Here is a 20,393-nt window from a genome sequence, read left to right on the forward strand (position 1 = left end):
TGAGCAGCAACCAGATTTCATTTGACTTCTTAATTATGAATTAGGAATTGCTACAGATTCGCCACAGGAGCAATCATAATTCACACTAATTAACAACAGTATATGCCCTATGTCTGCTTATTCAATTGATACGGCCATGGCAGAGTTGGAGAGCCTTATCAACAGTGTTGAGAAAACTTTGATTAGGTCAATAGAGGAAAAAAAATCGCACCAGGAGAAACCCATGTCAGTTAATAAGATTAATAGAAAATTACAACAAAACCCCATAGCCATTGTGGGGATGGCTTCGCTCTTACCTCAAGCTAGGAACTTACAGGAATACTGGCAGAATATCGTTAACAAAATTGATTGTATTACTGAGGTTCCCCCCACACACTGGAGCATCGAAGATTATTACGACCCTAACCCCAGAACCCCTGAGGACAAAACCTATTGTAAACGCGGTGGGTTTATTCCCGAGGTAGATTTTAACCCCATGGAATTTGGTATTCCTCCGAGCATTTTAGAAGTGACAGATATTTCTCAGCTATTAAGTTTAGTCATAGCTAAAGAAGCAATGGAAGATGCTGGCTATGGCGACTCTCGGGAGTTTAGCCGTGAAAATGTCGGGGTAATTTTAGGCGTGGCCATGGCCAAGCAATTGGGAATGCCACTTTCAGCCCGGTTAGAGTATCCTGTTTGGGAAAAGGCACTTAAAAGCAGTGGTATTTCCGATGAAGATACCCAAAAAATTATCGAAAAAATCAAAAGCGCCTATATCAAGTGGGATGAAAATGCTTTCCCTGGGATGCTAGCCAACGTCGTTGCTGGACGCATTGCTAACCGCCTCAACTTTGGGGGGACAAACTGTGTAGTTGATGCTGCTTGTGCTAGTTCCTTTGGCGCTCTGAAAATGGCCATTAGTGAACTGGTGGAATATCGGGCTGATATGATGCTCACAGGTGGTGTGGATACTGATAACACCATCATGGCTTACATCTCCTTCAGTAAAACACCGGCGGTTTCCCCCAGTGAAAATGTCAAGCCCTTCGACGCTCAATCTGATGGGATGATGCTCGGCGAAGGTATTGGGATGATTGTTCTCAAGCGCCTGGAAGATGCCCAACGGGACAATGATAAAATTTACGCAGTCATTAAAGGTATTGGTACTTCTAGCGATGGTCGCTACAAGAGTATTTATGCTCCCCGCAAGGAAGGCCAAGTTAAAGCCTTAGAACGGGCTTATGATGATGCTGGCTTTTCCCCCGCTACAGTAGGGTTAATGGAAGCCCACGGTACTGGAACAATGGCTGGAGACCCCACGGAGTTCGGTTCTTTAAAGGACTACTTTAGCAAACATGATTCCCAAAAACAGCATATTGCTTTGGGTAGTGTCAAGTCCCAAATTGGACATACTAAAGCCGCTGCTGGGGCTGCAAGTTTGATTAAAACAGCTTTGGCTCTGCATCACAAGGTTTTACCCCCAACTATTAATATTACTCAGCCGAATCCTAAACTGGATATCCAAAATTCTCCCTTTTATTTGAATACTCAAACCAGACCTTGGATCAAGGCCGACGGGGAACCCCCAAGACGCGCTGGTGTCAGTTCTTTCGGTTTTGGTGGCACAAATTACCACGTGGTTTTGGAAGAATACGAAACCCCAGAAAACCTTCCCTACCGTTTACATGGTACCGCCCATGAGGTGCTGCTGTTTGCTCACAACTCCGCACAACTTTTGAGTAAGTGTCAAGAAACCCTCGGTAAGTTGCAAGGGGATGGTGGTGATAGACATTTTGCGGCTTTAGTCAAAGAGTCCCAATCTTTGGAAATTCCTTTGGTGGCTCCTAGGGTGGGGTTTGTGGCTGAAAATGTCCCAGAAGCCTGTAAGTTGATGCAAGTTACTATTGACTGGCTCCAACACAAAGCTTCCGCACCTGCTTGGGAACATCCCCAGGGGATTTATTACCGCTCCTCTGGAATGGAGTTGGGGGGAAGGGTGGTTTCTCTGTTCTCTGGACAAGGTTCGCAATATTTGGAAATGGGGCGCGAAGTGGTAATGAATTTTCCTACCATGCGCCGTTTACATGGGTGTATGGATAGTTTATTACTCAAGGATAATTTACAGCCACTTTCGGATATTGTCTTCCCCCGTCCCGTTTTTGATGAGGCGGAGAAAAATGCGCAAGTTGCAGCACTGCAACGCACAGAATATGCTCAACCCGCTATTGGGGTGTTTAGTGCCGGTTTGTATTCTATTTTGCAACAAGCTGGGTTTAAATCCGATTTTGTCGCCGGACACAGTTTTGGTGAACTGACTGCTTTGTGGGCTGCAGGGGTTTTGAGTGAGCAGGATTATTTGTTTCTAGTCAAGTCTCGAGGTCAAGCTATGGCTGCGCCTAAAGACCCAGACCACGACGCGGGAAGTATGTTGGCGGTGAAGGAGGATATGAGCAAGGTTGCTCTGGTGCTGCGCAAGTTTCCCCTGGTGACGATCGCTAATTTTAATTCCCCTACTCAAGTGGTTTTGGCAGGACCAACCGCAGAGATCACTAAGGTCAGACAAGCTTTACAAGAGGAGGGTTGTTCTGCTGTGTTGTTACCTGTGTCCGCAGCTTTCCACACTCCCCTGATTGCTTTTGCTCAAAAGTCTTTTGCGATCGCCACTAAGTCTGTTAAATTCAATCCGCCTCAAATTCCTGTCTTTACTAATGTCACGGGTAAACTCTATCCCCAAGACTCCCAAGGTATTCAAAAAATCTTGGAAAGTCACTTGGCTAACTCGGTGATGTTTAAACAGGAAATTGAAAATATCTATGCTGCTGGTGGGTCCTGCTTTGTGGAATTTGGACCGCGCCGCATTCTCAGCAATTTAGTCAAGGATATTTTAGGCGATCGCCCGCATCTGACTATCTCCCTAAACCCCAGCACCCAAAAGAACAGCGATCGCTCTTTACGAGAAGCAGCTGTACAGTTGCGCGTCCTAGGTCTAGCTTTAAAAAACCTTGACCCTTACCAAGTTGAACCTGTACTACCCCCAGTTGAGCAGAAGAAGGCGTTAAATGTCCGTTTAAACGGTGTTAACTATGTTTCGGAAAAAACCAAAAACGCCTTTACTCAAGCTTTGCAGAATGGACATCATGGGTTGACTGTTGACAGTTCACTGTTAACTGAAAAACACAGCCAACCATCACCCGTCAACAGTCAACCGTCAACCACCCTACCCCATCCTGTTAGCAGTCCGGAGACCAAGATGCAACCAACACCAGAAAAACCTGTCAATTACCAAACAGCCCTAGAAAGTTTAGAATACCTCCTTACCCAGTTCCAACAGAATCAAACTGAAAATTTACAAGTCCACGGGACTTATCTGCAACATCAGATGGAATACACCAAGGCGTTTTTCCAATTGATGCAGCAACAGAACGCTGTGTTTAATAACAGCAAATCTCTGGCAGAGGCAGCACAACTTCAAGTATTTGTCAAGCAAAGTCTCGAACGTGGGATGATGCAGTTTCACACTCACCAAGGTGAAACCCTGCGCATTCATGAACGATACCTTTTGGAACAGTTAGAATACTCCAAAAACTTTTTCCAACTTATACAACAAGAATATTCTCACATTATTTCCGGTGATTCTGTAGCTACAACTCAGGAGCATAGCCAGGAAACTATACCCCAGCCTTCTGCAAATATACCCAAGACCCTCGAATCTATCTCACCAGTCCGGGATCTAAATACAGAACCTGTAATTCAAACCACTATACCCAAGACTCTCGAATCTATCTCACCAGTCCGGGATCTAAATACAGAACCTGTAATTCAAACCACTATACCCAAGACTCTCGAACCTGTAATTGAAACTAAACCAGCTGCTCCTCATATTGACCTAGCCAACTTGGGTAACAATTTGTTGGCTATTACTAGCGATAAAACTGGTTACCCGGTAGAGATGCTGGAAATGGATATGGATATGGAGGCTGATTTAGGTATTGACTCCATTAAACGGGTGGAAATTTTAGGTGCATTACAGGATATGTACCCCGAACTACCCCAGCCTAATTTAGAAGAATTATCGGAAAAACGCACCATTGGTCAAGTTGTAGAATATCTGCAATCCCATGTGTCTGGTAATGCTGCTGTAGAAATAACAACCCCTGCTAGCATTCCAGAAGTTATACTAGAACCCCCTGTCCTTCCCAGTTCCGTAGATACCACCTCCCCGGTTGTCTCTACTCCCCTCCCCATGGAACTAGAAATAGCAACTACTGATGATTATGCAGATTTGGGTGAAACTTTGTTAGCTATTACTAGCGATAAAACTGGTTACCCGGTAGAGATGCTGGAAATGGATATGGATATGGAGGCTGATTTAGGTATTGACTCCATTAAACGGGTGGAAATATTGGGCGCAATGCAAGAAAAATACCCCAATTTACCCCAACCCAATATTGAAGAACTAGGAGACCTCCGCACCATCGGTCAAATAGTTGATTACCTCCAGAAGCTGGCTGGGGGTGAAAAAAAAAAGTCCCAGTCGCAGTTTAGTTACCAGCCTGTCCAGGTAATTGAGGGGGTAACCAGACGACCTGCTAAACTGCATTTTTTGCCACCTCCCGATAGTTTAGATTTTGCTTTACCAGAGGGATATGTTACCGTTATCACTGATGATGGGTCCCTCACTACTTCCCAACTAGCTCAAAGTTTAAGCGATCGCGGTGGCAAAGTGGTGATCTTAAGTTTCCCCCCTTCTATCGTTCCCCAACAATCCCCTTTACCTGCGGGGGTGAATCGTGTCGTCCTCGCAGATATGACCGAAGAACTACTACAACACAAATTATCTGCGATCGCCACTCACTTCGGCAATATTGGGGCTTTTATCCACATTCATCCCCTATTTACCCCCAATCAACAACCTGCTTATATACCACAAGATAAAGCAATTGTCAAGCACATCTTCTTTATAGCTAAACATCTCCAGCAATCTCTCAATCAACTGGCCCGTTATGAACGCAGTTGTTTCTTAACTGTCACTCGTTTAGATGGTGCTTTTGGATTAGAACATACTGTTAATTTCCCAGTTATCGGTGCAGGTTTATTTGGCTTAACTAAGTCTCTCCACTGGGAATGGCCAAGGGTCTTTACTCGCGCTATTGATTTAAGTCCCTATGCAGATCCTCAAATCTCAGCAGCACACATTATCGCTGAAATGCACGACCCCAACCTTTATATCACTGAAGTGGCTTACGGTTCTCAAGGTCGTGTGACTTTGGTCGCTGATTCCCTCCCCTAGGGTTGGGGGTTATATCTCACGCACCAGACGCACACACCCCCCCACATTAGTGCGTCTGTGCAAGTTTCTCATCATAAATTATCAATAACAATAATATGAATACGCAGTCTTCTATGGTTTTTGTTGTTAGTGGCGGTGCTAAGGGTATTACTGCTCAATGTGCGATTCAAATGGCCCAGCACTACCCTTGTAGGTTTATTCTCCTCGGTCGTTCGGAACTTGTGGATGTTGAACCGGAGTTCGCTCAAGACTGTGAGTCGGAGGCGGATTTAAAGAAAGGTATTATGGAGTATCTTCAAGCACAGGGTCAAAAGCCTACTCCTAGGAGTGTTTTGAAGATATATAATCAGATTGCTTCTAGTCGCGAAATTAAGCAAACTTTAGCCAGGTTAGCAGCAACGGGCGCTCAAGCAGAGTATATTAGTGTGGATATCACTAATGTCACAGATTTACAGCAAAAATTAGAATCTGTGGGTACTATTACTGGTATTATTCACGGAGCTGGTAATTTAGCTGATAAATTGATTTCCAAGAAAACTGACCAGGATTTTGAGAAGGTTTATAATGCTAAGGTTCAGGGGTTAGAAAATCTCCTCACCTGTGTAAAACCTGAGCAACTAGAACATTTAGTATTGTTCTCCTCTGTCAGTGGATTTTACGGTAATATCGGACAATCTGATTATGCGATCGCCAATGAAATCCTCAATAAGTCAGCCCATTTAATCAAGCAAAACTATCCTCAGTGTCATGTAGTTGCGATTAACTGGGGCGCTTGGGATAGTGGGATGGTGTCCCCAGAACTGAAAAAGGCTTTTACAGAACGAGGTATTGATATTATCCCGGTGGATGTAGGTACACAAATGTTAGTTAATGAACTACACCCCACCCATCATGATACTACCCAAGTTGTGATTGGTAGTCCCCTTCTTCCCCCCACCACAGAGTTAGATTCTTATCTGCGCACTCATCGTATCCGTCGCCAGATGACACTGGAAGCTAATCCTTTTTTATATGACCATGTGATTGCTGGTACTCCTGTTTTACCTGCTACTTGTGCAATGACATGGATAATTAATACCTGTGAGGAAATGTATCCGGGTTATCGATTATTTAATTACACAGATTTCAGGATTTTAAAGGGGATCACCTTTAATGACACTTTAGCTAAAGAACACACTTTAGAAATAGAAGAAGTTGAGAAAATCAACGGCGAAAAAATTGTCGTTAAAGCCAAAATATGGAGTAAAAACCCCGCGGGAAAAGTCCATTACCATTTTAGCGCTCAACTTAATCTCCATCGGGAAATTCCCCAGCCTCCTAGTTATGAATCTATTAATCTAAATTTAGATGACATTATTAGCGATACCGGTAAAGATTTTTATCAGCATGGAGGCGCTACCCTATTTCATGGACCTTCATTTCAGCAAGTGCAAAGAGTTTTAAATATTACTCAACAAAAAATCACCACAGAATGTTTGTGGACAGAGATCAGCGCCCAAAAACAAGGTCAATTTCCTGTAAAATGGGTAAATCCTTATACAACTGACCTGAGTATGCACGCCCTGTGGATATGGACACAGCACTTTTATGAAGAGGGGTGTTTACCCGGAAAGGTAGAGAAGTTTGAACAGTTTGCCCCTACACCACATAATCAACTATTTTATGTTTCCTGTGAAGTAAAATCTAAAACAGCAAGTAGTGCGATCGCAGACTTTATTATCCACGATAATCATGGTAAAATCTACTCCCAAATGCTGGGGGCTCATGCCATCATTTGGTCAACAAAATTAATGAAAAGTTAGCAACATTTAGGTAAGTGCGTAAATCCTACTTTCTTTTAAATACCCCGCAGATGTTGAGGATATAACAATGGAAAAAATAGCCATCATCGGATTATCTTGTTTATTTCCCGATGCTAAAACCCCTGAGGAATTTTGGCAAAATCTTGTTTCTCAAAAAGATGCTACATCATCAGCCGCCATCAGCGAAATAGGGGTAGATCCCGGCATTTTTTACCATCCAGTTAAAGGGACAGCAGATAAAACCTATTCCCTCAAAGGTGGATATATCCGGGATTTTGAATTTGACCCATCTGGTTACAACCTACCCGCAGAATTAATCGCCAGTTTAGATGATACCTTTAAATGGTCATTGTACGCTGCTAAACAAGCCATTAGTAACAGTGGGTACTGGGGTAATCAAAAGCTACTCGCTGAGTGTGGCGTAATTCTTGGTAATCTGTCCTTCCCCACCAAACTTTCCCATCAATTATTTTCCCCTATTTATCAGCAAGCGATCGCACCTGGGCTTAAAGAACTTTTGCAAGATGAAAATATTCATTTAGCCCCCTTACCAACAGCAATCAAAGCATCTGTTTACAACGGGATGATTTCCGGCTTACCAGCATCCATAGTTGCTCAAGCCTTATCACTATCTAGAATTAATTTATGTCTAGATGCTGCTTGTTCCTCATCCTTTTATGCCATCAAACTAGCCTCTCATTATCTATCATCCCATAAAGCTGACATGATGTTAGCGGGAGCCATTAGTTGTGCAGATTCCCTATTTGTGCGGATGCTCTTTTCCGGTGTCCAAGGCTTTGCAGAAGATGGTACCAGTCGCCCCCTAGATAAGACATCCAGAGGTTTGATTCCCGGTGATGGTGTGGGTATGGTAGTACTCAAAAGATACGCCGATGCTGTCAGAGATGGTGACAATATCCTGGCCACAATTTGCGGTAATGGACTCTCCAACGATGGTAAAGGTAAACATTTACTCAGCCCCAACACTAAAGGACAAGTCCTGGCTTTTCAACGAGCTTATAGTGAGCAACAAATCAGCCCCCAAAGCATCGATTACTTAGAATGTCATGCTACAGGCACATTATTAGGTGATACAACTGAACTCAATTCCATAGATACCTTTTTTGGCCAACATCAAGCCTCCCCCCTGGTGGGTTCCGCTAAAGCCAATACGGGACATTTATTAACCGCTGCGGGTATGGTGGGCTTGACGAAGGTAATTTTGAGTATGTCTGAGGGAGTCATCCCACCTACCATTAATATTGATACACCTTTAACCTCAGACAATCATGTTATTTCCAGTGATAAAATTGTCAGAAAAGCAACGCCTTGGCCTCACAACGGTTCGACTTCGCTCACCGACCACCATCCATCAATTAAACGAGCCGCAATCAGCGCCTTTGGCTTTGGGGGGACAAACTCCCATTTAATTATTGAACAGGGTACTACACCCTCACCAGCAGACCATACAACACCGACACCACCGGCTAAAATTGCCATTGTGGGTATGGATGCCTTTTTCGGTGGATGTAACGGATTAGATGCCTTTGAACGCAGTATTTATCAAGGAACCCAGCATTTTATCCCCTTACCCCCTTCTAGATGGCAAGGTATAGAGGAGCAAACCAGCTTACTGCAACAGTATGGTTTAACAGATGGTAAAGCACCTGTAGGGGCATACATCCAAGGTTTTGATATTGACACTTTAGCTTATAAAATCCCCCCCAAGGAAGTTGAAAAACTCAATCCCCAACAACTGTTACTGTTAAAAGTTGCCGACCGCGCCGTTAAAGATGCGGGACTCAAACCAGGGGGAAATGTTGCAGTAATTGTGGCTGCAGAAACCGAACTTTCTGTACATCAATTACAGCAAAGATGGGATTTATCCTGGCAGTTGAAAGAGGGTTTATTAGAGGATAATATTTGCTTATCTGATGAACACCTCGCCCAACTAGAAGGGGTTATTAAAGACAGTCTCCACCATCCCGTTGAAACTGGGGAGTATGTCAGTCACATTGCCAATATTATGGCTAGTCGCATTTCTGCTTTGTGGAACTTTACCGGCCCCGCCTTCACCATGACCGCGGGTGAAAACTCTGCTCTTAAAGCCTTGGAAGTGGCACAAATGCTGTTGACGGCTGGGGAGGTGGAGGCTGTGGTTTTGGGTGCGATAGATTTGGCTGGTGGTGTAGAAAATGTCTTATTGCGGAGTCAATTAGCTCAGGTAAATCAAGGGATCAATACTTTAAGTTTTGATGAGAATGTTAATGGTTGGATGGTCGGTGAGGGTGCTGGTGCAGTTGTCCTCAAGCGTCATGACACTGCTCAACAAGATAACCAACGGATTTATGCTGTACTCGAGGCGGTAAGTTTTGCATCTAGCTTAAATGATGCTTGTCAACAAGCTTTTCACACCGCAGAAATTCAACCTCAACAGGTTAATTATGTTGAGGTGAATGGTAGTGGTATTCTTCAACAAGACGAAGCCGAAATTAACGGTTTATTACAAGCTTATCCCCAAAGTGGTAATGGTTTACAATGTGCCATTGGTAGTGTAAAGGCTAATATAGGTCATACCTATACGGCATCAGGAATTGCTAGTTTAATCAAAACTGCACTCTGTCTTTATTACAGATACATTCCTGCTACTCCTCAATGGTCTAGTGTTAAGACACCAGAACAATGGGAGGGTAGTCCTTTTTATGTGGCTACAGAGTCCAGACCTTGGTTTGTCGATAAAGGAGCCACCCGCCGCATAGCCGCCATCAATAACATAGGTATAGATGACACTTACGCTCATGTCATCTTGTCAGAAGACCCAAACCAACAACTGCGCGACAGTCGGTATTTACAGCAAATGCCTTTTTACCTGTTACCCTTAGCAGTGCGGGATCAAGGTAACTTAGAAGAGGTTTTAAATAGCCTGCAACAAAGTATTGAAGATAGTTCTTGTTTATCCACTACTGCGAGTCAGACTTTCACAACTTTTAAAGAAAGTTCAGAAGCTAAATATGCTCTAGCAATTACCGGACGTAATAAAAAAGAACTACTTAAACAAATTGATGCGGCTCGTAAAGGTGTAAACACAGCCTTTGAAAAAGGTACAGATTGGCAAACTCCCAACGGTAGTTATTTTACAGCCAAACCCTTGGGTAAAACCGCTAGTGTGGCTTACGTTTATCCCGCTGCTGTTAATTCCTACATTGGTATCGGTCGGACAGTCTTCCGTTTATTCCCCAAGGTATTTGAAGACCTCAAGAGTAATAATCTCTATAACCGTGCTGCTGATGTGGAAAAATTAGTTTATCCCCGCAGCTTCCCTAAACTCTCCACCAGACAACTAGAAAGCCTAGAAAAGCAACTGTTAGATGATTCCCTGGCGATGTTTGAAAGTGAAATCGCCTTCGCCAGATACATGAGTGCGATTTTCCGGGATGATTTTCAAGTCAAACCCCAATGCGTCTTTGGCTATAGCTTGGGTGAAACCAGCATGATGGTGGCCCAAGGGGTTTGGAGTGATTTTGAGGGCGGTAGTAATACCTTGAACTCATCCCCTTTGTTTGGCGATAAATTATCTGGCCCTAAAAATGCTGTGCGTCAGTATTGGGGGTTGACCGATACGACAGAATTACAAGATGATAACTTCTGGGCTACTTATGTACTTATGGCTACACCCTCTCAAGTGGAAGAATGCCTAAAACATGAGCCGCGGGTTTATTTAACTCAAATCAACACACCGGAAGAAGTGTTAATCGCTGGTGAAAAAACAGCCTGTCAGAGGGTGATTAAATCCCTTGGTTGTAACTCCTTCGCCGCACCCTTCGATCATGTAATTCATTGCGAAGCCATGGGTTCAGAGTACGAAGAGATAGCCAAGGTTAATACTTTACCTACCCAAGACCTACCAGGCATAACTTTTTACTCAGCAGCTAAGTATCAACCCATCGCACTTGATAGCGCCGTCATAGCCGGTAGCATCGCCACCGCACTATGTCAACAACTTGACTTTCCCCAATTAGTTAACCGTGTCTACGATGATGGGGCGAAAATATTTGTGGAGGCTGGCGCTGGTGGTGTTTGTTCCCGATGGATTGGTAAAATCTTAGAAAACAAAGAACACATCACCATATCCCTGAATCGCCGAGGTATGGATGACCACAGCTCTATAGTCAAAGCCTTGGCAAAACTGGTCAGTCATCGGGTTAATTTAGATTTATCACCTCTGTACAATCTCACCACAGCAACCACTAAACAAAATAACTTAACTCTCCACAAGGTTACCCTGGGCGGTAAATCAATTACCAACAGTATATTGAGTCCAGAAAACCGCCAATTATTCTCAGATATCCCGCACAATTATCGGGTTGAAAAACTGCATCAAAACATACCATTATCTACCGAATCAGATCACAGCGATCGCCAGGATCCGCCCATACCCGCAGAACAGCCCACAAAAAATATCATGGAACACGGTTTTGAGGCTCCAGAAACACTACAATCTTCTGAGTCAGTCGGTTCCTGGGAACAACAAACTCTACAATTAATTGTGTCATCTCCAGCCCAAAACCACCTTGAGCACACAATTAGAATCATGGAACTAAACATGACTCAGTATAAAGAACTGAGTGCAAACAACAACCGCATCACAAAAAATCACTCTGCTTTCCTCCAAGCCAGACAAGATTTTAGTCAACAGATGAGCGAGATCATTAAATTGCAGTTAGCCTGTGCTGAAAATTTATTGAATGCAGATAGATAAGTAATTTGGGGAGGTGGCACACACCAGATCACTACATCCATGGGGTTACTAAAACCTCCCCATTCACACTTAATAAACCATCATTGACAAGAGGTATAACTACAGTGACCCCCGTAGATACGCTACCAAATCAATACAATAATAGTCTGCAAGCCCCTCATTGCCAATTTCAAAACCTGATCTGGAAAGGTTCTTTAGATACTTTATCTTTTGATAATTCAGCTATCAAAGATAAACTACTCACATTAAATAAACCCTGTTACTTTGTCAAAGTTGGGGGAAAAATTGGTGTTACACATGAGGGGTATTTATCCTCTGCTGAAAATACATCGTCAATCTTACGAGTGCCGATTAACACTACAGCAACAACACAACTGCTCACTTTCATCCCCCCCATCACTCTGCAACAACTAGGAGACCCCAATTTCCTAGCATTTCATGGGGTAAAATATGCCTATGTCACCGGTGCAATGGCGGGGGGAATAGCTTCTGAAGAAATGGTGATTGCTCTGGGTCAAGCTAAAATCTTGAGTTCTTTTGGTGCAGGTGGTTTACCCCCAGAACGCCTAGAATCAGCTATTAAAACTATTCAAGCCGCTTTACCCTATGGTCCTTATGCCTTCAATTTAATTCACAGCCCCAATGATTTGGCTATGGAACGCCAGGCTGTGAAATTATACCTCAAATATGAGGTAAGAACTGTAGAAGCTTCGGCATTTTTAGATTTAACCCCCAATATAGTATATTACCGGGTTGCCGGGCTGAGTTTAAATGATGCCAATCAAATTGAAATCAAAAATAAGGTCATTGCTAAAGTTTCCCGTCGAGAAGTAGCTACCAAATTTCTCCAACCAGCACCCCCCAAAATCCTTCAAGAACTACTCGCACAAGGATTAATCACTGATTTACAAGCCAAACTTGCAGCCCAAGTACCCATGGCTGATGATATTACCGTCGAAGCTGATTCTGGCGGACATACAGATAATCGCCCATTGGTGTGTTTATTACCTTCTATTATTGCTTTGCGGAATGAAATTCAAGAACAATTTCATTACCAGCAACCAGTTAGAATTGGCGTGGCTGGGGGAATTGCTACACCCCAATCAGCTTTAGCAGCTTTTATGATGGGTGCTGCTTATGTGATGACTGGTTCTATTAATCAATCCTGTGTCGAGTCTGGCGCTTGTGACCATACTAAAAAATTATTGGCTCAAGCTGAAATGGCGGATATGACCATGGCTCCCGCTGCTGATATGTTTGAAATGGGGGTAAAGTTACAAGTCCTCAAACGGGGAACTATGTTTCCCATGCGAGCGCAAAAGTTGTATGAATTGTACCGTACCTACAACTCAATTGAAGAGATTCCCCCAGGAGAAAGAGAAAAATTAGAAAAGCAGATTTTCCGCAAAACCCTGGCTGAGGTCTGGGAAGCAACAGCTACTTATTTATCCCAGAAAAACCCGGCAAAATTAGGGAAGGCTGTTAATAATCCTAAGCTGAAAATGGCACTAATTTTTCGATCTTATTTAGGATTATCTTCCCGCTGGTCTACTTCCGGTGAAAAGGGTCGAGAGGTGGATTATCAGATTTGGTGTGGCCCAGCTATGGGTAGTTTTAATGACTGGGTGCGCGGTTCTTATTTAGCTGAACCCCATAATCGTCGGGTGGTTGATGTGGCTGATCACATCATGAAGGGAGCAGCTTTTTTATATCGTATTCAAAGCTTAAAAATCCAAGGAATGGAAATTCCTCAAGTCTACAGTCAGTATTGTCCAGATTCTTCTCAATTATTGGAGATTTAAAAAAATGACTCTACAACCATCTCATAGTGCGGCGGATATTCAAGCATGGTTAGTTACTCATTTGGCTGAGTTAATCGGGGTGGAAACTGATGAGATAGATATCAGGGAGAATTTAGAAAACTATGGTTTAGATTCCGCACAGGCCATGACTCTGGTCAGTCAGTTAGAAAAAATGTTGGGCTTTCAACCATCCCCAGTTCTTTTATGGCACTATCCTAATATTGAGTCTCTTTCCCAACGTTTAGCCGAGAGCGATCGCCTAGAATCTCCATTAGGTTTAGATACCTCTCCAGAGGCTCAACTTAACCCTATGGTTCTCAACTTAGCGGCTGAAGTTGTCCTTGACCCCACTATTGATCCTGCTAACGCTGTGAGTGTGGATGTAGCCATACCTAAGCATATATTTTTAACTGGGGGAACTGGTTTTTTAGGCGCTTTTATTATCCGGGAACTACTCCAAGAAACTGATGCGGATATATATTGCTTAGTCCGTGCTGCTAATGGGTTGGAAGCTAAAACCAAACTGCAAAAGAATTTACAGCAGTATGCAATTTGGGATGAAAAGTTTAATTCTCGACTGATTGCTGTTGTGGGTGATTTGGCTCAACCACTTCTGGGGATTAATCCTGAACAATTCCAGATTTTAGCTAGCAATATTGATACTATTTATCATAGTGCTGCTTTGCTTAATTATGTTTATCCTTATTCGGCACTCAAAACAGCTAATGTTTTAGGTACTCAAGAGGTTTTGCGGTTAGCTTGTCACACTAAAGTTAAGCCTGTACATTATGTTTCTAGTGTGGCGGTGTTTGAATCCTCTGCTTATGCTGGTCATTTGGTGGAAGAACAAGATGAGTTTGACCATTGGGAAGGTATTTATTTAGGTTATTCTCAGACTAAATGGGTGGCGGAAAAGTTGGTTAAGGTCGCCCGTGACCGCGGTTTACCTGTAACTATTCACAGACCACCATTAATTGCAGGGGATAGCAAAACAGGTATTTGTAATACCCATGATTTTATCAATTTGATGACTAAGGGCTGTTTACAAATGGGGACTTTCCCTGATGTAGACTATATGTTAGATATGTCCCCTGTTGATTATGTCAGTAAGGCTATTGTTTACCTATCAAGACAGCCAGAATCTCTTGGTCAGGCTTTCCATTTACAACATCCTCAACCTATTTCTTTAAAAGATTTGGTAGAATGGGTTAAATCTTTTGGTTATCCCATAGAGATGATTCCCTATGAAGAGTGGCAATCAAAGTTAATTAATGATGTCTGTTCTACAGATAACCCTTTATATACCCTGCGTCCTTTTTTACTAGAACGCTGGTCTGATGAACAGTTGACTATCCCTGATTTATATCTGCAATCCAGAAGACCAATTATTAGTTGTCAAGCTACTTTGAAGGCTTTGTCAGGTGGTTCTATTACTTGTCCCCCAATTGATTCTCAATTGTTGATGACTTACACTTCTTACTTAGTTCAAACTGGCTTTTTAACTCTTGCTTAGTGGGTTGATCAAGTTTAGTCCCATCCCCGGACTAAACTTGTATCAGTATTGCCAACAATGCAAGTTATCAATCTTGCCAGCCACCACCACAGCAGCTAAGTAATATTGCTCAGGGTTTAACTCCAACAGACTCCACTGAGATTTATGTAACCGGGCCGGTTCTGTGGGAGTTAAGCTAATTTCCGCTTGTTCTAATTTACCTAGTCCTTCTCCTGTTGCTTTTAAGTAGGCTTCTTTACAAGTCCAGTAACGGAAAAATGTTTCTTGCTGTTGTTCAGGAGATAGCGATCGCATCAAAGCATATTCTCTGGGTAAAAAGAACCTTTTCGCCAAGCTCTCTACATCACAGCTGCGGCGGGTATATTCTAAGTCTACACCAATTTGACGATGATAATTCACCGCACACAGAGCTAAACCCTGAGAGTGAGACAAGTTAAACCATAGTCCACTTTTACCTAAAGCATCTGCTAAAACTGGTTTACCACGCTCTTGATAATCAAATCCCACCTGTTGCGGTTCAATCCCCAAGTACCTACCCAATATCCGCCGCAGAATACCCCGACCAGCGATAAAATGTTCTCCAGTTCGGTGAAAATGAAATCGATTAGCACGAGCAACTTCATCACCCGATAGGGTTGCTAATAGATTTTCCCGCTGTGCTTCTGGGATATCCAGGTGAAACCGCCAAACATGAACATCATTTGGTAATAAAGTCAAGTTTTTTGGTACAGGTAGCCACAAATGATTAAAAACCGCCATGGATTACATGATTGACATTAACCTGGCATTTTGGCACACATAATTAAAAAAGGACAGATACAGTATTCATGTGGGATACATTTCATGTGCAAAGTACTAAAATTGAACCCTTTGATCAGCTATTTTATAGCCGATCGGGGGTTTTTTTATTCAAACCGCTATTGTGGGTTAATTCATTAGCCTATGGCTAAATCGAATAGTGTAGGGGAAAAGACCTTGCATCTTTTGGCTTGACATATACGCGTTCTTGTGGTTCTAACTGTAACTCATTAAAGCGATCGCGTGTTAAATGCGCCGCTACCACCTGGCCATCATCTAAAGTTAATTCTATCTGAATTTCCCAACCCAAATGTATTAACCTAGTCACTGTAGCTGGTGCAGTATTACCATGAGGCTCTCTGGAAATCGCCACATCCTGGGGTCGTAAAAATACTTGACTATGTGCTGAATCAAAGCCGGTGCTCTGGAAAATATTTGAGGTGTTAGATAAAACATTCACAGGGCCAATAAAGCTCATGACAAAAGCCGTCGCCGGATTGTCATAAATTTCTGCTGGTGTTCCCACCTGTTCTACACGCCCTTTATTCATCACCACCACCTCGTCAGAAACTTCCATAGCCTCTTCCTGGTCATGGGTGACGAAAACAGTGGTCACATGAACTTCATCATGGAGACGGCGTAACCATGCCCGCAAATCTTTACGCACTTTAGCATCAAGTGCGCCAAATGGTTCATCTAGTAATAATACTTTAGGTTCTACAGCTAAAGCCCTGGCTAATGCTACCCTTTGTCTCTGACCACCGGACAACTGTGATGGATAGCGATCGCCTAATCCACTTAGTTGCACTAAATCTAGTAACTGATCTACCCGGTTCTTAATCTTCTTGGCCGGTGCTTTGCGAATTTCTAAACCAAAGGCAATATTCTGACGCACATTCAAATGTTTAAATAGGGCATAGTGCTGAAACACAAATCCAATATTGCGCTCTTGGACACTTTGATATGTAGCATCTTTACCAGTCAGTAAAATTTTACCGCTATCTGGGGTTTCCAACCCTGCAATTAACCGCAGCAAAGTGGATTTACCAGAACCTGATGGACCCAATAAAGCCACCAGTGAACCGCTGTTAATTTCCAGATTGACTTGATTTACCGCTTGAAAGTTCCCAAAATTTTTAGATACGTTCTCAACTACTATACCCACTACTGTACCTCTTGAATGCAATCTACGGCTTCTTGCTAGGATTACCGTGTTTTACATATACCACAGATAAGCTGACCCAGGAGCAATAAATGTGATTCTGGTGGTGTCTAATCCTGGTTTTTGTATCGAAACATTAAGGAATATTGCATTTCCTTCAAAACCTGAAGGTAGAGCGGGAAACTAGACAAAACTCCGTGATAGGATGCTCTAGTTAAACGTTTTTATCAACTATTGGGAGAAGACCTTTGACACTACGGGTTGCTGTTGTTGGGTCAGGCCCTGCTGGTTCATCTGCGGCGGAAACGCTAGCAAAAGCGGGGATTGAAACTTACCTATTTGAGCGAAAACTAGATAATGCGAAGCCCTGCGGCGGTGCAATTCCCCTGTGTATGGTGGCTGAGTTTGACCTCCCACCAGAGATTATTGATCGCCGTGTGCGGAAGATGAAAATGATTTCACCTTCCAATCGTGAGGTTAATATCAATATAGTAAAAGAAGAAGAATATATAGGAATGTGCCGCCGGGAAGTCCTAGATGGTTTCCTGCGCAATCGGGCGGCAAAACTAGGCGCAAATTTAATTAATGCCACAGTTCATAAAGTTGATATACCCACAAATAATACCGACCCTTATAAAATCCACTATGTAGACCACAGCGAAGGCGGTTTACAAGGGACTACAAAAACCCTAAAAGTAGATTTAATTATAGGGGCGGATGGGGCTAATTCTCGTATTGCCAAAGAAATGGATGCGGGAGATTATAACTATGCGATCGCCTTTCAAGAGCGGATTCGCCTCCCCCAAGAGCAAATGGAGTACTACAACGACCTAGCGGAAATGTACGTCGGTGACGACGTTTCCACCGACTTCTACGCCTGGGTATTCCCCAAATATGACCACGTAGCTGTTGGTACTGGCACAATGCAAGTCAACAAAGCCACTATCAAACAGTTACAAGCTGGTATCCGCACCCGTGCAGCCAAAAAGCTAGCGGGCGGCAAAATTATCAAAGTAGAAGCTCACCCCATCCCCGAACATCCCCGCCCCCGTCGCGTTGTCGGTCGCATTGCGTTAGTAGGCGATGCAGCTGGTTACGTTACCAAGTCCTCCGGCGAAGGTATTTACTTTGCAGCTAAGTCTGGGCGGATGTGTGCAGAAACCATTGTGGAAATGTCTAACAATGGTGCAACCATTCCCACAGAAAAAGACCTCAAGGTTTACTTGAAGCGCTGGGATAAAAAATATGGACTCACCTACAAAGTATTAGACATTCTCCAAACTGTCTTCTATCGTTCCGACGCTACCCGAGAAGCCTTTGTAGAAATGTGCGATGACCTGGATGTGCAGAAGCTGACATTTGACAGCTATCTGTATAAAACCGTGGTTCCCGCTAACCCCATTACCCAACTGAAAATTACTGCTAAAACTATTGGTAGTTTGATTCGCGGTAACGCCTTGGCTCCCTAAGCACAGCACCGGGACATTAAAGGATATATATAGAGGGGAAGAAACTTTTTTTCTCCTCTATCTTCGCAGACTGCGGGGATCCAGAGCATCCCTCAACCCATCACCAAGTAAATTAAAAGACAGCACAGTTAGAATAATTAAAGCAGCTGGCGGCCAAATTAACCAAGGTTGCAACACCACAATAGAAGCATTACTAGCCAAAGATAGCATATTCCCCCAAGAAGGATCAGGCTGTTGGATTCCTAAACCAATCAGACTTAATACCGCTTCCGCACCAATAAAACCCGGAACCGCCAATGTGGCAGAAATAATTACATAGGTAGCAGTTTGTGGTAAAATATGGCGGATAATAATGTAAATTGGTTTACCACCCATTGCTACTGCTGCTTGTACAAATTCTCGCTCCTTAATTGATAGTACCTGTCCCCGAATTACCCGCGCTAACCCCGCCCAACTAATCACCGACATAATCACTACAATCAAGATAAAGCGCTGGGTACTGGTTAAACCAGGTGGTAAAACTGCACCCAAGGTCACTAACAGATAAATCCCTGGGAAAGTCATTAGCACTTCTGCTAACCGCATAATTACGCTATCAATCCAACCACCAAAGTAGCCAGAAATACCCCCAATGATTAGAGCTAGGGGAAAACTAATCAATACCCCAATAATCCCAATAAATAAACTAATCCGACCACCATATACTAACCGGCTGAATTGGTCGCGTCCTTGGTCGTCAGTACCTAAAATATTTAAGGCTGTGGGACTAGCTACGCCATCCCTATCACTTATAGTCCCAAATAAATGCCAGTCTAAAGGAATACCGGGTAAAATAGTCACCTCTTCCCACTTGGGAGGAAGGGGTAAAGTTAACTGTAATAGTCGGTATTCCGCACCACGGACAAATAACCTGATGGGTGTTGGTTGGGTAAAGTCTACTATGATTTGGCGATCGCCCGTTTCTAAATCAGTATCGCCCTGAACAGTAGGATATACATGAGGTCCGATAAATTTTCCCCGTTCTGATTGAGAAAACCAATAAACCCGAGTTGGTGGTAACAGGGAACCATTAGGCTGTGAAGCCAGAGGATTATAAGGAGCGACAAAATCAGCAGCAATTACCATTATATAGAAAATTAACAGCACAATTGCCCCAAATCGCGCCAAAGGGTTTTTCCGCAGTTTTTGCCACCAATTCATAATTTCTGCCTCTTCCATAAACGGTAATTATTATGGTACAATTACTAATATCTTATTTTTCTACTCCATCTGTCTTCACTGCGGGTGTAATTCAGTGGTAGAATGTCACCTTCCCAAGGTGAACGTCGTGGGTTCGAGTCCCATCACCCGCTTTGAGTATTTCCAGGTGATTTAATGACTGTAATATTTATCCGCTGGGGACTCAGGGTTATTTACGTGGTGGTTCGGTCACTGATGGCGGGTAAGTCGGGGCGACGGTAAAATATGATTAACCATCCTGTATCTAAATTCAATCCTGATAAATATTTATCTAATTGTATCAATCCTTGCTGTAATGGGTCGGGTTTACCCTGTTTCCATACCTTTAATTCCATCCCTAAGACCACATCCCCATAACGCAAACATATATCCATCCTCCCGGAGCCTATGGCGTATTCTCGTTCTAAGCTACCGCCCTGTGTTGATAACTATCGGGATTATTTCCCCCTAAAGTCGAAAACAGCCCCTATGCGGGGCTTTAAAACTAAACTCTTCCTTTAGCGATCGCTACCTTTAAAGTTACTGCCATAACTGGTGACAGTTACGTAATTCCTGTAGGATAATGTCGAGCTGATCA

The 20,393-nt window shown here is 43.2% G+C and carries 9 protein-coding genes, 1 tRNA gene and 1 pseudogene; 7 read left to right on the plus strand and 4 right to left on the minus strand.

What is annotated here, in order from left to right:
- The first annotated feature begins 109 nt into the window (after window positions 1-109).
- The 5 genes from PN457_RS12415 (at window position 110) to PN457_RS12435 (ending at window position 15,148) form a co-directional block, all read left to right on the plus strand.
- Window positions 110-5,272, plus strand: a complete 5,163-nt coding sequence (locus PN457_RS12415) for a type I polyketide synthase (RefSeq protein ID WP_271733661.1) — start codon at window positions 110-112, stop codon at window positions 5,270-5,272.
- Window positions 5,273-5,367: 95 nt separating this feature from the next.
- Complete coding sequence (locus tag PN457_RS12420; RefSeq protein WP_271733662.1) at window positions 5,368-7,074, plus strand: SDR family NAD(P)-dependent oxidoreductase; 1,707 nt, start codon at window positions 5,368-5,370, stop codon at window positions 7,072-7,074.
- A 67-nt stretch (window positions 7,075-7,141) separates the two neighbouring features.
- Window positions 7,142-11,833: a PfaB family protein gene (locus PN457_RS12425; protein WP_271733663.1), complete on the plus strand. Its 4,692-nt coding sequence runs from the start codon at window positions 7,142-7,144 to the stop codon at window positions 11,831-11,833.
- Between the two features lie 104 nt (window positions 11,834-11,937).
- Entirely contained in the window at window positions 11,938-13,635 is a 1,698-nt protein-coding gene (locus PN457_RS12430; protein WP_271733664.1) for a PfaD family polyunsaturated fatty acid/polyketide biosynthesis protein, read from the plus strand.
- A gap of 4 nt (window positions 13,636-13,639) precedes the next feature.
- Window positions 13,640-15,148 carry a thioester reductase domain-containing protein gene (locus PN457_RS12435; protein ID WP_271733665.1) on the plus strand — a complete coding sequence of 503 codons (1,509 nt, stop codon included), beginning with the start codon at window positions 13,640-13,642 and terminating at the stop codon, window positions 15,146-15,148.
- A 42-nt stretch (window positions 15,149-15,190) separates the two neighbouring features.
- Here PN457_RS12435 and hetI read toward each other — a convergent pair whose 3' ends face one another.
- Window positions 15,191-15,907, minus strand: coding sequence for a 4'-phosphopantetheinyl transferase HetI (hetI, locus tag PN457_RS12440; protein WP_271733666.1), 717 nt, complete (start codon window positions 15,905-15,907; stop codon window positions 15,191-15,193).
- Window positions 15,908-16,094: 187 nt separating this feature from the next.
- Window positions 16,095-17,111, minus strand: coding sequence for a sulfate/molybdate ABC transporter ATP-binding protein (locus PN457_RS12445; RefSeq protein WP_271733667.1), 1,017 nt, complete (start codon window positions 17,109-17,111; stop codon window positions 16,095-16,097).
- Between the two features lie 245 nt (window positions 17,112-17,356).
- Between PN457_RS12445 and chlP the strand changes: the two genes are divergently transcribed.
- Complete coding sequence (gene chlP, locus PN457_RS12450) at window positions 17,357-18,577, plus strand: geranylgeranyl reductase (RefSeq protein ID WP_271733668.1); 1,221 nt, start codon at window positions 17,357-17,359, stop codon at window positions 18,575-18,577.
- Window positions 18,578-18,634: 57 nt separating this feature from the next.
- On the opposite strand, the gene PN457_RS12455 is transcribed toward chlP, so the two are convergent.
- Window positions 18,635-19,777 (minus strand): ABC transporter permease, encoded by a 1,143-nt coding sequence (locus tag PN457_RS12455; protein ID WP_271733674.1) that lies wholly within the window; start codon window positions 19,775-19,777, stop codon window positions 18,635-18,637.
- Between the two features lie 80 nt (window positions 19,778-19,857).
- Between PN457_RS12455 and PN457_RS12460 the strand changes: the two genes are divergently transcribed.
- Window positions 19,858-19,929 (plus strand) — tRNA-Gly (locus tag PN457_RS12460).
- A 60-nt stretch (window positions 19,930-19,989) separates the two neighbouring features.
- Here the strand turns inward: PN457_RS12460 and PN457_RS12465 are convergent.
- A pseudogene (locus PN457_RS12465) lies at window positions 19,990-20,232 on the minus strand (ATP-binding protein); the annotation flags it as partial.
- Window positions 20,233-20,393: the final 161 nt, after the last annotated feature.

It is taken from the genome of Anabaenopsis arnoldii (genome assembly GCF_028331025.1).
GTDB lineage: Bacteria > Cyanobacteriota > Cyanobacteriia > Cyanobacteriales > Nostocaceae > Anabaenopsis > Anabaenopsis arnoldii.

What these genes read in the sequence shown, in the direction of transcription:
- hetI (WP_271733666.1), bottom strand. Translation starts at nt 15,907, where the DNA reads ATGGCGGTTTTTAATCATTTGTGGCTACCTGTACCAAAAAACTTGACT.
- PN457_RS12420 (WP_271733662.1), top strand. Translation starts at nt 5,368, where the DNA reads ATGAATACGCAGTCTTCTATGGTTTTTGTTGTTAGTGGCGGTGCTAAG.
- PN457_RS12435 (WP_271733665.1), top strand. Translation starts at nt 13,640, where the DNA reads ATGACTCTACAACCATCTCATAGTGCGGCGGATATTCAAGCATGGTTA.
- PN457_RS12425 (WP_271733663.1), top strand. Translation starts at nt 7,142, where the DNA reads ATGGAAAAAATAGCCATCATCGGATTATCTTGTTTATTTCCCGATGCT.
- PN457_RS12415 (WP_271733661.1), top strand. Translation starts at nt 110, where the DNA reads ATGTCTGCTTATTCAATTGATACGGCCATGGCAGAGTTGGAGAGCCTT.
- PN457_RS12455 (WP_271733674.1), bottom strand. Translation starts at nt 19,777, where the DNA reads ATGAATTGGTGGCAAAAACTGCGGAAAAACCCTTTGGCGCGATTTGGG.